Source organism: Corallococcus sp. bb12-1 (assembly GCF_026626765.1).
GTDB classification, from domain to species: Bacteria; Myxococcota; Myxococcia; order Myxococcales; family Myxococcaceae; genus Corallococcus; species Corallococcus terminator.
This window is the reverse complement of sequence record NZ_JAPNJZ010000001.1, coordinates 801313-813665: the sequence shown is the minus strand read 5'-3', so window position 1 is coordinate 813665 and position 12353 is coordinate 801313. Positions and strand designations below refer to the sequence as shown.

The 12353-nt window shown below is 70.1% G+C and carries 12 protein-coding genes; 6 read left to right on the top strand and 6 right to left on the bottom strand.

Annotation, left to right across the window (positions count from 1 at the left end):
* The first annotated feature begins 13 nt into the window (after positions 1-13).
* On the top strand, positions 14-1597 hold the full coding sequence (locus OV208_RS03410; protein WP_267572807.1) for a phytoene desaturase family protein: 1584 nt from the start codon (positions 14-16) through the stop codon (positions 1595-1597).
* Between the two features lie 33 nt (positions 1598-1630).
* Here the strand turns inward: OV208_RS03410 and OV208_RS03405 are convergent, their stop codons facing one another.
* Both OV208_RS03405 and OV208_RS03400 read right to left on the bottom strand, forming a co-directional pair.
* Complete coding sequence (locus tag OV208_RS03405; RefSeq protein WP_267572348.1) at positions 1631-1996, bottom strand: VOC family protein; 366 nt, start codon at positions 1994-1996, stop codon at positions 1631-1633.
* Positions 1997-2170: 174 nt separating this feature from the next.
* The gene (locus OV208_RS03400; protein WP_267572347.1) at positions 2171-3958 is read right to left on the bottom strand and encodes a methyl-accepting chemotaxis protein; all 1788 of its coding nucleotides are present in this window, start codon (positions 3956-3958) and stop codon (positions 2171-2173) included.
* A 311-nt stretch (positions 3959-4269) separates the two neighbouring features.
* On the opposite strand from OV208_RS03400, the gene OV208_RS03395 reads away from it, so the two are divergent.
* Positions 4270-4479 (top strand): CsbD family protein, encoded by a 210-nt coding sequence (locus OV208_RS03395; protein WP_267572346.1) that lies wholly within the window; start codon positions 4270-4272, stop codon positions 4477-4479.
* A gap of 93 nt (positions 4480-4572) precedes the next feature.
* Here OV208_RS03395 and OV208_RS03390 read toward each other — a convergent pair whose 3' ends face one another.
* Positions 4573-4734, bottom strand: coding sequence for a hypothetical protein (locus tag OV208_RS03390; protein ID WP_167508789.1), 162 nt, complete (start codon positions 4732-4734; stop codon positions 4573-4575).
* A gap of 478 nt (positions 4735-5212) precedes the next feature.
* Between OV208_RS03390 and OV208_RS03385 the strand changes: the two genes are divergently transcribed.
* Together OV208_RS03385 and OV208_RS03380 are read left to right on the top strand one after the other, a co-directional pair.
* Positions 5213-6193 (top strand): universal stress protein, encoded by a 981-nt coding sequence (locus OV208_RS03385; RefSeq protein WP_267572345.1) that lies wholly within the window; start codon positions 5213-5215, stop codon positions 6191-6193.
* 117 nt (positions 6194-6310) lie between these two features.
* Complete coding sequence (locus tag OV208_RS03380) at positions 6311-8173, top strand: ABC transporter ATP-binding protein (RefSeq protein WP_267572344.1); 1863 nt, start codon at positions 6311-6313, stop codon at positions 8171-8173.
* Positions 8174-8186: 13 nt separating this feature from the next.
* Here the strand turns inward: OV208_RS03380 and OV208_RS03375 are convergent, their stop codons facing one another.
* Entirely contained in the window at positions 8187-8552 is a 366-nt protein-coding gene (locus OV208_RS03375) for a thioredoxin family protein (protein ID WP_267572343.1), read from the bottom strand.
* A gap of 261 nt (positions 8553-8813) precedes the next feature.
* Between OV208_RS03375 and OV208_RS03370 the strand changes: the two genes are divergently transcribed.
* Entirely contained in the window at positions 8814-9998 is a 1185-nt protein-coding gene (locus OV208_RS03370) for an SMI1/KNR4 family protein (protein ID WP_267572342.1), read from the top strand.
* 109 nt (positions 9999-10107) lie between these two features.
* On the opposite strand, the gene OV208_RS03365 is transcribed toward OV208_RS03370, so the two are convergent.
* Positions 10108-10386: a hypothetical protein gene (locus OV208_RS03365; RefSeq protein ID WP_120545553.1), complete on the bottom strand. Its 279-nt coding sequence runs from the start codon at positions 10384-10386 to the stop codon at positions 10108-10110.
* A 113-nt stretch (positions 10387-10499) separates the two neighbouring features.
* Positions 10500-11147 (bottom strand): SanA/YdcF family protein, encoded by a 648-nt coding sequence (locus OV208_RS03360; RefSeq protein WP_267572341.1) that lies wholly within the window; start codon positions 11145-11147, stop codon positions 10500-10502.
* A 287-nt stretch (positions 11148-11434) separates the two neighbouring features.
* Here OV208_RS03360 and atpG point away from each other — a divergent pair, with 287 nt between their 5' ends.
* Positions 11435-12322, top strand: a complete 888-nt coding sequence (gene atpG / locus OV208_RS03355; RefSeq protein ID WP_267572340.1) for an ATP synthase F1 subunit gamma — start codon at positions 11435-11437, stop codon at positions 12320-12322.
* The last annotated feature ends 31 nt before the right edge of the window (positions 12323-12353 follow it).

Genomic DNA, 12353 nt, shown 5'->3' with positions numbered 1-12353 from the left:
CATCGTGAGGACCATGGTTCGGCACGTCATCGTCGTGGGCGCAGGGCCGGGAGGGCTGTCGGTCGCCATCAACCTGGCGGGGCAGGGCTTCCAGGTCACCGTGGTGGAGAAGGACGCGGTGCCGGGCGGCCGGATGAAGGGCCTCACGCTGGGCGAGGACGGCGAGTACGCGGTGGACACCGGCCCGTCCATCCTCCAGTTGCCCGGCGTGCTGGAGCAGATCTTCCGGCGCTCGGGCAAGCGGCTGGAGGACTACGTCACGCTCAGCCCGGTGGATCCGAACACGCGCGTGCACTTCTGGGACGGCACGCACCTGGACACGCGGCGCGACGTGGAGCGCATGGGCGCGGAGCTGGAGAAGTTCGGCGCGGGCAAGGGTGAATCGCTGAAGGGATGGATGGAGGACGGGCGGGAGAAGTACGCGCTCGCGTACGAGAAGTTCATCTGCACGAACGCGGGGAGCCTGGGCTACTACGCGCCCTGGCGGCTGGCGCCCACGCTGCGCTTCAAGCCGTGGCAGACGCTCTACAATCAGTTGGATTCGTTCTTCCACGACGACCGGATGACGTACGCGCTGGCGTATCCGTCCAAGTACCTGGGCCTGCACCCGACGACGTGCTCGTCGGTGTTCAGCGTGATTCCCTTCATCGAGCTGGCCTTCGGCGTGTGGCACGTGCAGGGCGGCTTCCGGGCGCTGGCGCGCGGGATGATGAAGTGTGCCCAGGACCTGGGCGTCACCTTCCGCATGGGCACGCCGGTGGAGCGCGTGCGCGTGGAGACGGGGCGCGCGGTGGGCGTGAAGCTTGCGGGCGGCGAGGTGCTGGACGCGGACGCGGTGGTGGTGAACGCGGACCTGGCGTACGCGGCGCAGAAGCTGCTGGCCCCGGAGGCGCGTGAAGGTGGAAGGCTGACGGACGCGGCGCTGGAGCGGGCGAAGTATTCGTGCAGCACGTTCATGGCGTACTACGGGCTGGACACGACGTACGCGGACCTGCCGCACCACCTCATCTACCTGTCGGAGAGCGCGCGGCGCACGGACCGGGACGCGCTGGAGGACCGGTCGGTGGACGTGGACGACCCGCCCTTCTACGTGTGCAACCCGGGCGTGTCGGACACGACGGGGACGGGGGCGCCCAAGGGACACTCGACATTGTACGTGCTCGTGCCCACGCCCAACACGGCGCGGCCGGTGGACTGGGCGAAGACGGAAGCGACGTTGCGCGAGCGCATCCCGAAGATGCTGGAGAAGGTGGGCATCAAGAACGTGCGCGAGCACGTGAAGGCGGAGCGCTACTTCACGGCGGAGACGTGGCGGGACGATTTCAACGTGTTCCGGGGCGCGGTGTTCAACCTGTCGCACACGTGGCTGCAACTGGGCCCGCTGCGGCCCCGCGTGAAGAACGCACAGGTGGAGGGCCTGTACTTCGTGGGCGGCGGCACGCACCCGGGAAGCGGGCTGCTCACCATCATGGAGAGCGCGAACATCGCGGCGGACTACCTCACGCGCGAGGCGGGGAAGGGCGCGCTGCCGGGCTGGCCGTACGTTCCGCCGCTGGAGGATGACGCGAAGCCGGCGCCCCAGGCCCTCGCGGGCTGAAGCGCCGGGTGTCTGTCTTTGCTCCGGCGTGCGTCAGGCGCCGGGACGGCAGCTGACCTCGACGAGGATGCCGCCCGGGGCACGGCAGTAGACGAGGGTGCCCCGGTTGTTGCGGATGACGTCGGAGACCTCCAGGCCGTCGGCCTTCACGCGCTCCTGGAAGGCGAGCACGGGGGCTTCGGAGTCCTGGAGGAAGCCGACGTGGAAGTCCTCCGGGAAGGTGTCCGTGTCGCGCTTGCGGCGCTGGAGGATGAGCACGAAGCCATCCGTTCCGCCGAGCATGGCGATGGCCGGGGAGTCGTGGTTCTTCGCGTGCGACGTGAAGCCGCAGTAGCGCGTGAAGAAGCGGGCGGTGGCCTGGACGTCGGGGACCTGAAGGTCGAGGTGATTCAGTTTCATGGCGAGCCTCGCGAAGGCACACGTGTGCCGTCAGAGGGCCGAGGGTTCTTCCTCCCGAAGGAGGTCGAACAAGTGCTTCCACCATGGAAGTGACCGGGGCTCACCGAACCGGTCCGCCGTTTTTCGACCGACGCGAAATCTAGGAGCGGCCCCTGGCGTGGCGCAAGGCCCCGCTCAGGACACGTACCGTGTCGCCAACTGCGACACCTGCCCCGTGGCCTGCTCCACCGCGGTCGCCGCTTCCTGCGTGGTGCCCAGTTGGCGCAGCGTGGCGGCCATCAGCTCGTCCATCTCACTGACCGCGCTGAAGAGCTGATCCACGCCCGCGTGCTGCTGGGCCACGGCTTCGGCGATCTGCCGCACCGCCGCCGCGGACTCCTGGGACAGCGAGATGAGTTCGCGCAGCCGCTCGCCGCTCTTGCGCAGCGGCACCAGCGCGGCCTCCACGCCCTGGGCGCTCTTGTCCGCCGTCGCCACCGCCTCGCCCGTGGCCGCCTCCATGCCCTCCAGCAGTCCGCGCACCTGGCCCGTCGCCTTGATGGACTGGTCCGCCAGCTCACGCATCTGCCGCGCCACCACCGCGAAGCCCCGGCCCTGTTCGCCCGCGCGGCTCGCTTCGATGGCCGCGTTGATGGCCAGCATGTGCGACTGGTCCCCCAGCGACTTCACCACCTCCGACACCCGGCCCACCTCGCGCGCCCGCGTGCCCAGGTCGCTCACCTGCTGGTGCAGGCCGTTCGTGAGGTCCAGGATGTCCGCGAGCCCCTTCTCCGTGCCCGCCAGTGACTCCTCGCCCAGCCGGCCCATCGCCGCCGCGCGCTCCGCCACTTCCAGGATGTTCCCCGCGCGGCTCGCCGCGAGCTTCGACGTCTGTTGAATCTCCTGCGCCGTGGTGCGCGCCTGGTGGATGGCCACCGCCTGCCGCGACATCGTGCGGTTCTGCTGGTCGCTCGCCTCGGTGAGCCGCGTGCCCGCCTGCGCCAGGTGCCCCGCCGACGAGCGCAGCGACCGGGGCAGCTCCTGCAACTGTTCGTAGAGCAGCCACGTGCGCGCGGACAGGTCGCCCAGCTCGTCCGTGGACACCCACTGCGGCGGCGACGCGCGGCCCTCCACCAGCGCATCCAGGGACGCGCCAATCGCCTTCGCCCCCTGCGCCAGCCGGCGCGCCGCCCAGGCCGCGGTGAAGATGGCGCCCAGCGCCGCGAACCCACCCAGCAGCGCCACCGGCGTCGTCAGGTCCTCCTGCAACGGCACGATGCGCGCACGCACCCGCGCCGCGCCCCGGTAGTCGCCCGACAGCTCCAGGTCATCCGCCAACCCGTTGAGGTTCTTCTCTAGCCGCAACTGCAACGTGGCGATGCTGGTGATGCAGGTGATGAGCAGCGCGGACACGACGATGGCCGGCAGGAACCAGCTCTGCCGGGGCAGGAACATCCCCACCCCGGCGGGGCGTTCGTGCGGCGCGCGGCGGAACGCCTCCAGCGTCACCGCCGCCAGCGTCCGCTCATAGAGCATGTACATGAGCGGCGCGCTGAAGAGGCCCGCGCTCATCGCCACCGCCACGCCCACCAGGATGACGCGCGGCGGACGGTCCAACGCCAGACCGATGGCACCGTTGAAGAAGATGCCGCCCAGGAACCAGCCCGCCTGCGCCTCCACGAACGTCAGGATGCCCGGCAGCCGCAACAGTCGACGCAGCCGCTGCGGCGCGTTGCCCGGCTCTTCATGCAGCGCATGCCGCAGCAGCGCACCCACCGCGCCAATGGGCACCACCAGCGCCAGCCCGCCAATGACGATGGGCGTGACGACCCCCAGCACGAAGCCCAGCGAACTCGAATCCACGTCCAACAACTGCATGTCGACGTAGATGGCCGGCGCCACCGCCACGGTCACGACGAGCGTTCGCAGCATCAGCAGCTTGAAGAGCAGCGCTTCCGCGGTCGGGGTCGTGGGTTGATTCATCGGGAGGATGATCTAGAGGAATCAGCAGCCTGAGGGCGAAGAGCGGGGTCGTCAACGACACTGCTTCTTCTTGTGCCAGAGACTCCCGGGTCTCCGGGGAACACAGGGACGCGACGGGTAGGCTGGGCGGGGAGCGTGTCGGTGCTCGTCCTTGAGGGCTGCCGGTTGCTCGGCATCGCTGCCTGCTCCCGCCGGGCGGATCACCGCGAGGAGGGCAGCCGGGCGGACGGGCCATCGACGCCTGCCGGCCGCCTGCGTCATGCACACGTTGTCTTCACCAACGATTCACACCACGAAGTCAGGAGGACGCCATGGGCGAGTGGACCGACAAGGCCAAGGGCAAGGTGAAGGAAACCGTGGGTGTCGCGACCGGCGACCGTTCGCTGGAGGCCGAAGGCAAGGCCGACACGATCAAGGGCAAGGTGAAGGGCGTGATCGAGGACATCAAGCACGCCATCAAGGACAAGAAGGAAGAGCGCGAGGAAGTGCGTCGCGGTGACGCGGATCCGTATCAGCGCTAGTTCCCGGTGAAGTCAGGCGTCGAATCGTTCGGGCCGCGAAAAGCCATCGTGCTTCTTCGCGGCCCGAGCTGTTTCAGGTGACGGGCTGCTGCTTCAGTTGCGCATCTTCTCGCAGGGACACGCGACTTCGAGAAAGGTGGTGGACTTGCCGCTGACCATCACCCAGAGGCAGCGCAGCACACAGGCTGTGCCGAACTCCCGGTAGATGAGCCCCAGGTTGGCAACCACCTCACGACCCGTGATGACCCCGCGCATGTCCCGCTCCCTTGCTTCCTGCCGTCCAACCCGCCGCCCGTGGCAAGGCGTCTTGCCGAACGGAGGTCTTTGCAAAGGGCTGGCCGCGCGCCGCGAGGTGCTTCCCCGCGACAGTGTTCAGCACTGGACGTTCCAAGGGTTTGAATCCGCGACCTCGGTCGCACGCCTGCCCGCGTCACGGTGCACGAAACGGATCGGCGCCCTGAAAACGTTACAGCGGACAGCGTCGGGCGGGTGACGCGCGCGTCGTCCTATTGCCTGGGACGGCCGGGCGCCGGGGCCCTGTTGCCTGGTCGCGGGAGTGGCGTCCCTGGGATACAGGTGGCACATCCACCGACCGGCCTGAATGTATGTGCATGAGGCTGCGCGTGAGGCGGAGCCCGTGACGCCGTGCACTGACGTCCTGCCCGAGCGCGTGAGTGGAGCGCCGCCCCGCCCCGGAGTCCGCGCCGCGAGGTCGTGGAAGGAGGGAGCCGAGATGAGACCGACTGTGACTTCCAGACGGGGTCTGCCCTTGTTGCCGGAGGGCCTGCCCCGGCCCCTGCGGGGGTTGAAGCGGGTGGTGGTGGGGATGGACTTCTCCCTGCAGTCGGAGTTCGCGCTGGCCCGCGCGCTGAGGCTTCCGCTGGCGCAGGGGGCTGCCGTCAGCGTGCTGCACGTGAGCCCGCCGTTGGATGGCCACAACGGCCCCGACGGCACGGTGGCCGGGGAGCGCTGTCTGCGCCGGTCGGTGGCGTCCGCGTGTCGCCGGCTGCGACAGCGGCCGGACGTGGATGTGCGCGAGGAGCTGCGCGTCGGGGATGTGCCGAACGTGGCGGCGGAGCTGGCGAAGGACCAGGGCGCGGAGGTGCTGGTGGTGGGCCGGCCGCCCCCGAAGTACCCCGTGGTGCCGTTGCCCGACACGTCCACGGTGCTGCGCCTGGTGCGCGAGGTGGACGCCTCCGTGCTGGTGGTGGCGCCGCACCCGGGCCGCGTGTACCACCGGCCCCTCGTCGCGGTGAGCTTCTCGCGTGAGTCGCGGCGGGCGCTGGAGCTGACCATGCGCCTGTGCCCGGCCTCGACGCCCATCGAAGTGCTGCACGTGATGGACACGCGCGAGGAGGAAGCCTCGCTGCGGCGCCAGGACGCGCCGCTGGAGCAGTGGCTGCGGTTGCGTCAGGAGCGTGAGAACACGGCACGGGAGGCCCTCTGGCGCTTCCTCGCGCCGTACCGGGAGACCGGCCGTGAGCTGGGCATCCGCGTGCGCACCGGCGACCCGGAGGAGGGCATCCTGGCGGAGTCCCTTGAGCGCGACTCCGACCTGCTGACCCTGGGCATGTCCTCGGCGCGGCCGAGCTCGCCGCTGACGGAAGGGGTGCTGGGACACTCGCGCTGCGACGTGCTCATCTCCAGGCACGTCGCCCCGCCCGCCACCCTGCCTGTCGGCGAAGCCCCGCCCCGCCCCTTGGCCCACGACTGAAGCGCAGCCGCCCGTGTCCAGGAGCGGGGGGCGCGGCCATGAAGAGGCCAGCGTCCTGGCGCGCGGGCGTTCGCGGAAGTGAGGTGGGGAGGCCAGCGCGGCGGGCGCCAGCGCGTTATGAGGGGCGGCATCTTGGCTCCTCCCGTCACGCAACCCCCCGCGTCGCTCCGCGCCCGCCTGAAGAACGCGGGCGTCCTCTTCAAGCAGCTCCCCGGCACCTTCCACCTCTTCTGGCGGGCGAGCCCCCGGGGCGCGGTGGTGCTGGGCATCCTCACGCTGGTGGCGGCGGTGCTGCCGGCGGGCATCGCGTGGGTGGGCAAGCTCATCGTGGATACGGTGGTGGCCGCCGCGCAGGGCGACACCACGGCGCATTCGCGGGTGCTGGGGCTGGTGGCGATGGAGTTCGGCCTGATGGTGGGCTCCGCGGTGGTGGACCGCGGCCTGACGCTCACACGGGACCTGTTGCGCGCGCACCTGGGCAACCTGCTCAACGAACGCATCCTCCAGAAGGCGCTGGAGCTGGAGCTCAAGCACTTCGAGGACTCGGACACCTACGACAAGATGCAGAACGCGCGGCGCGAGGCGAACGCGCGGCCGCTGTCGCTGGTGATGCAGGCCTTCAGCATCGTGCGCAACGTCATCACCCTGTCCACCTACGCGGTGCTGCTCGTGGCGCTGTCGCCGTGGAGCGTGCTGGTGCTGCTGGCCGCGTCCATCCCCGCCTTCATCGCGGAGGCGCGGCTGGCGGCGGAGGGCTTCCGGCTCTATTCGTGGCGGGCTCCGGAGGGCCGCAAGCTCAACTACCTGGAGTGGATCCTCACGCGCGACAGCACCGTGAAGGAAGTGAAGCTCTTCGGCCTGGGGCCGCTGGTGTTGGGCAGGTACCGCACGCTGTTCCAGAAGTTCTTCGCGGAGGACCGCGCGCTCGCGCGCAAGCGCATGGCGTGGGGCCTGGGCCTGGGCCTGGTGTCGTTGGCGGCCTTCTACGGCTGCTACCTCTTCGTGGCGAGCCGCGCGGCGGCGGGCGGCATCTCCGTGGGCGACATGGTGCTGTACCTGGCCGTGTTCCGGCAGGGGCAGGCCGCGTTCCAGGGCATCCTCACCAGCGTGGGCTCCATGTACGAGGACGCGCTCTTCATGAGCAACCTCTTCGCCTACCTGGACATCCCCACCACGGGTGAGACGCCGAACGTGCTGCCGGCCCTCCACCCGCCGCGAGGCCGCACCAACGCCATCGAGCTGCGCGACGTGTCCTTCCGCTACGCGGGCAAGGACGCGTGGGCGCTGCGCAACGTGAACCTGACGCTCAAGCCCGGCCAGAAGCTGGCGCTGGTGGGGGAGAACGGCGCGGGCAAGAGCACGTTGGTGAAGCTGCTGCTGCGCATGTACGAGCCGACGGAAGGCGCCATCCACTACGGCGGCGTGGACACCGCGGCGATGGACGTGGGGGATTTGCGCAGCCGCTTCGGGGCGGTGTTCCAGGACTTCGTGCGCTACCAGTTCAGTGTGGCGGAGAACATCGGCCTGGGGCACGTGGACGCGCTGGAGGACCGGCCGCGCATCGAGCGCGCGGCGGAGCAGGGCGGGGCGAACTCGGTCATCGCGGCGCTGCCCGGTCAGTACGACACGATGCTCGGCGGCTGGTTCGAGAAGGGCCAGGAGCTGTCCAGCGGCCAGTGGCAGAAGCTGGCGGTGTCCCGGGCCTTCATGCGCGACGACGCGGAGGTGCTCATCCTGGATGAGCCCACCGCCAGCATCGACGCGGAGGCGGAGCACGCGCTGTTCGAGCGCTTCCAGGCGCTGGCCGCGGACCGCATCGCCATCGTGATTTCACACCGCTTCTCCACGGTGCGCATGGCGGATCAGATCGCCGTGCTGCACAACGGCACGGTGCAGGAGCTGGGCAGCCACGACGAGCTGATGGCGCTCGAAGGGCGGTACGCGCACCTGTTCCGGTTGCAGGCGCGCGGCTACCAGTGAGCCGGGGCCCGGCTCAGGACGCGCTGGCCGGGGCCGGGGCCTTGGGCAGGTGGTCGCGGATGACGCCCAGCCAGTACGGCTTGCCGTAGTACTGGCTCATCTTCCCCAGCCGTTCCCCGTTGAGGAACAGGAGGAAGGTGGGAATGCCGTGCAGGCCGAAGCGGGTGGCCAGGGCCTCGTGTTCGTAGGCGTTGACCTTGACGACGCGCATGGGCGCGCCCTCCAGCTCCGACAGGAGGCCCGGTTCGGCCGCCGCGTAGACGTCACAATTCGGGCAGCCGGGGCCCCAGAAGTCCACCACCACCAGCTCGTCGCGGGGTTCCAGGACGAGCGAGTCGAAGGTCTCGGTCGTCGCCTCGTAGCTCACGGGATGCGCCATGGCGTCCTTCCTAACCCCGGTAGGACGGTGCTTCCACCCGGCCTGGCAGGACCCGGAGCAGGCGGGCGGCGGGGGTGGGGGGCCCCGGGGAGGGGTGGTGGGGAAGAGGGGGATGCGGGGATGGAGGGCCGGGGCGTGTCAGGTTCTCCAGATATGTCTGGTGGGGCGTCGGGTGGACGAAACCCGACATGCACACTGCGCACGGAGGCCCAGGCGCCGTAAGGTGCGAGCCTCGGTGGCTGTCGATGTCGTGGAGGGGTCATGCACGAGTGGTTGGAGGCACTGCGCAAGTCGGCGAAGGCGACCTCGGAGGGTGTGCTGGCGGAGGAGATCCGCCGCGCCGAGACGGAGTGCGGCGTCCCGTTTCCGGGGGAGCTCACGGACCTGTACCTGGAGCTCAACGGCGGTGAGTTCGAGGGCGAGGTGCGCCTGTACCCGTTGAAGGGTTCGGAAGGGGCGCCCAGCATCCTGGAGAAGAGCCGGCTGATGCTGGAGGGCCTGCCCGCCGCCGGCGTGTGGCGCTTCGGGTTGAAGGGGCCGCACCGCCACCTGTTCGTCGCGCGCAAGTCCGCGATGGAGGAGCAGGGGGATGGAGGCGGGCCGCTGCCCGGATGGATGGACGCGCTCGAGGGGGACGACTGGGTCTTCGGCACCTGGGAGAACGAGAAGCGGGAGATGCGGCTGTACCGCACGCTCAAGGACATGCTCGAGGTGCTGGTTCCGCCCGTCGAGGTGGAGAGCTTCGGAGAGCGCACCTTCGCGCGAGCCTTGAACGCCGTGTTGCAGGGAGCGCTGTCCGGCGCCGCGGCCGAGGAGGACGAAGCGTCGCCCCCCAACGAGCGCAACCGCGACTATTCGGGTGACCTGGCCGCCCTGGCCCGCGAGGTCGAGGAAGCCGAAGCGGCGGAAGACGAGGACGAGGACGAGGCGTCCGGTGACGAGGACCGCGGAACCGGAGCCGATGAGGAGGACTCGGAGGCTGAGGAAGTTGAGCAGGAAGAGCTGTTCACGGAGTCCAAGCCAGCGCGTCCCGCCGCCAAGAAGGCGTCCACCGCGCGCAAGGCCGCCGCGAAGAAGGGCGCCGTGAAGAAGACGGCTCCTGCTCGGGGCGCCGCGAAGAAGGCCATGGGCAAGGCCGCCGCGAAGAGGACAGCTCCTGCTCGCGGCGCCTCGAAGAAGGTTACGGGCAAGGCCGCCGCGAAGAAGGCAGCTCCTGCTCGCGGTGCCGCGAAGAAGGCCACGGGCAAGACCGCGAAGAAGGGCGCTGCCCAGAAGCGCGGCGGCAACACCGCGAAGAAGGCCACCGGCAAGGCCGCTGGGAAGAAGGGCGCTGCCCAGAAGCGGGGCGCGGCCACCGCGAAGAAGTCCGTCGCGAAGAAGGGCGCTGGCAGGTCGGCGGGGGCCCGCAAGCCCACGGCGAAGAAGTCCGCGCGTCGTCGGTCCTGAGCCACACCGCGACGGTCGGAGGGGCCCCTCGGGGCTCCTCTTGAAACAAAGGGCGCGTCTCCCTCCCGGGGACGCGCCCTTCCTTCAATCGCCACCGGCCTGAGGCCGTCTACCCCTCGGGAAGCAGGTCGGGGGTCTGCGCACGCGGGCCCGGGTCATCTGGCTGCGCGGTCAGCTCACGCTCCTCCTCTTCCTCCTCGTCTCCCCGGCGGAACTCGTGGATCTGATCCGGAAGGATGTCCCGGGCCTCCGCCTCCTCCTCCATCGGGGGGGACAGGGCCATGTCCTGGTCCGAGATGTTGATTTCCTCCTCCCCGGTCATCGGGTTGCGATGGCGCAGCGAGGTGGACTCGCCCACATCCTCGTCTCCGAGCTTGTTGAATCGCATGGGGTCTCCTCGACAGGGAGGGTTGAGAAAGCTTCCGTGTCCCCAGGAAAATGAGCCCCCCGGACGGGGCCGGCAATCCGAGCCGGCCGCCTGCCTGCCGGGCCCGTCCCGCGTCAGCGAGGGGCTGCCGGTGGCCGGCTGTTGAGGCTGCCGGGCTCCACTTCCAGCACCACCATCGCCAGCGCGAGCACCCGGGAGAGCGTCTCACGCAGCGTGTAGCGCCAGGGGGTCGCGCGGCCCTCGTCCGCCGCCACGCCCCACGCGTCGATGCCCACCGAATTGGCGATGAACAGCGCCCGCGACAGGTGGAATCGCTGGGTGACGAGCACCGCCCGGTTCGCGCCGAACACCGTGTGCGCCCGCAGGCAACTGTCGTAGGTGGACAGCCCCGCCTCGTCGCCCAGCACCACCGCGTCCGGCACGCCGCGCTCCACCAGGTAGCGCCGCATGGCCCGCGTCTCGTCGTGGAAGGGCGCGGAGTTGTCCCCGCTCACCAGGAGCGCCCGCACCTTGCCCTGCCGCCAGAGCGCGATGGCCGCGTCCAGCCGCTGCGCCAGCACCGGCGAGGGCACCGCGCCCGGCGCCAGCCCCGCCCCGAACACCAGCGCCAGGGGCGCCTCGGGGGCCCCGGCCAGCGGCACGATGCGGCCCTGGTAGCGCAGGCGCACGAAGTGGGACAGGCCCAGCACCACGGCGAGGCCCAGCCCGAGCACCCCCAGGCCCCTGCGCACCCACACCCTGGTCGTGCCGCCAGCCTTCATGGACCTCGCAAAACGGTCGGAAGGCTCCATTCTCTTCCGGCGGGCCGTTCGCGGAAAGCGAACCTTGCATCCGCGTCCCCGGAACTGTTCACGCCCGCCCGTCCCCCCGGCGACCGGCGGCCGGGTTCCCACCCTGCAAGAGGGGCGCCCCAGGCCCGACTCCGGGCACCCCGCCGTTGACCGGCCCCCGCCCCGCCTATATAGGGGGCCCGCCGCCCCCATTCCGGCCAGCCCGGGCCGTCCACGAGGGTGCGCGCCGCACGTCGTCCCAGAGGAGTTTCCGGTCCATGGCGTCCCTTCGAGACATCCGCAAGCGCATCCGCTCGGTGAAGAACACGCGGCAGATCACCAAGGCGATGAAGATGGTCTCCGCCGCGAAGCTGCGTAAGGCGCAGGAAGCCATCCTCGCCGCGCGCCCCTACGCGCAGACGCTGGACCAGATCATCTCCGAGCTGGCCGTGCGCTCCGCCGACCAGGAGCTGGCGCACCCGCTGCTGGCCTCCCGCCCGGTGCGCCGCGTGGAGCTGCTGCTGCTCACGTCCGACCGTGGCCTCGCTGGCGGCTTCAACTCCAACATCATCCGTCGCGCCAACCGCTTCCTGTACGAGCACAGCAACCTCCAGGTGCGCGTCTCGACGGTGGGCCGCAAGGGCAACGACTTCTTCCGCAACCGCGGCCAGTCCATCCGCAAGGACTTCGCCGGCCTGTACGCGGGGCTGAACTACCGCTCCGCCGCCAACGTCGCCGAGGAGCTGACGGCCGCGTTCCTCAATGACGAAGTGGACGCCGTCTACGTCGTCTACAACGAGTTCGTCTCGGCCATTGCCCAGAACGTCACCGTGGCCCAGCTGCTGCCCCTGCAGCCCGCCACGACGAAGGCCCCCACGCCGGAGACGGTCGCCGCGGCGCCCGCCCTGGTGGACTTCAAGTACGAGCCCTCCCGTCAGGCCGTGCTGGACCGGCTGGTGCCCCAGGCCGTCAACATCAAGGTCTACCGGGCGCTGCTGGAGAGCGTGGCCAGCGAACAGGGCGCGCGCATGAGCGCCATGGAGAACGCGACCAACAACGCCACGGACATGATCTCCAGCTACACCCTGCTCTACAACCGCACCCGTCAGGCGGTCATCACCAAGGAGCTGATGGAGATCGTCTCCGGCGCCGAGGCCCTCAAGTAGTCCGCCTCCCGCTCCGTTGGACCCCCAGGGG

Excerpts from the sequence above, each read along its gene's own strand:
- OV208_RS03410 (WP_267572807.1), top strand. The coding sequence starts at position 14 with ATGGTTCGGCACGTCATCGTCGTGGGCGCAGGGCCGGGAGGGCTGTCG.
- OV208_RS03405 (WP_267572348.1), bottom strand. The coding sequence starts at position 1,996 with ATGAAACTGAATCACCTCGACCTTCAGGTCCCCGACGTCCAGGCCACC.
- OV208_RS03400 (WP_267572347.1), bottom strand. The coding sequence starts at position 3,958 with ATGAATCAACCCACGACCCCGACCGCGGAAGCGCTGCTCTTCAAGCTG.
- OV208_RS03395 (WP_267572346.1), top strand. The coding sequence starts at position 4,270 with ATGGGCGAGTGGACCGACAAGGCCAAGGGCAAGGTGAAGGAAACCGTG.
- OV208_RS03390 (WP_167508789.1), bottom strand. The coding sequence starts at position 4,734 with ATGCGCGGGGTCATCACGGGTCGTGAGGTGGTTGCCAACCTGGGGCTC.
- OV208_RS03385 (WP_267572345.1), top strand. The coding sequence starts at position 5,213 with ATGAGACCGACTGTGACTTCCAGACGGGGTCTGCCCTTGTTGCCGGAG.
- OV208_RS03380 (WP_267572344.1), top strand. The coding sequence starts at position 6,311 with ATGAGGGGCGGCATCTTGGCTCCTCCCGTCACGCAACCCCCCGCGTCG.
- OV208_RS03375 (WP_267572343.1), bottom strand. The coding sequence starts at position 8,552 with ATGGCGCATCCCGTGAGCTACGAGGCGACGACCGAGACCTTCGACTCG.
- OV208_RS03370 (WP_267572342.1), top strand. The coding sequence starts at position 8,814 with ATGCACGAGTGGTTGGAGGCACTGCGCAAGTCGGCGAAGGCGACCTCG.
- OV208_RS03365 (WP_120545553.1), bottom strand. The coding sequence starts at position 10,386 with ATGCGATTCAACAAGCTCGGAGACGAGGATGTGGGCGAGTCCACCTCG.
- OV208_RS03360 (WP_267572341.1), bottom strand. The coding sequence starts at position 11,147 with ATGAAGGCTGGCGGCACGACCAGGGTGTGGGTGCGCAGGGGCCTGGGG.
- atpG (WP_267572340.1), top strand. The coding sequence starts at position 11,435 with ATGGCGTCCCTTCGAGACATCCGCAAGCGCATCCGCTCGGTGAAGAAC.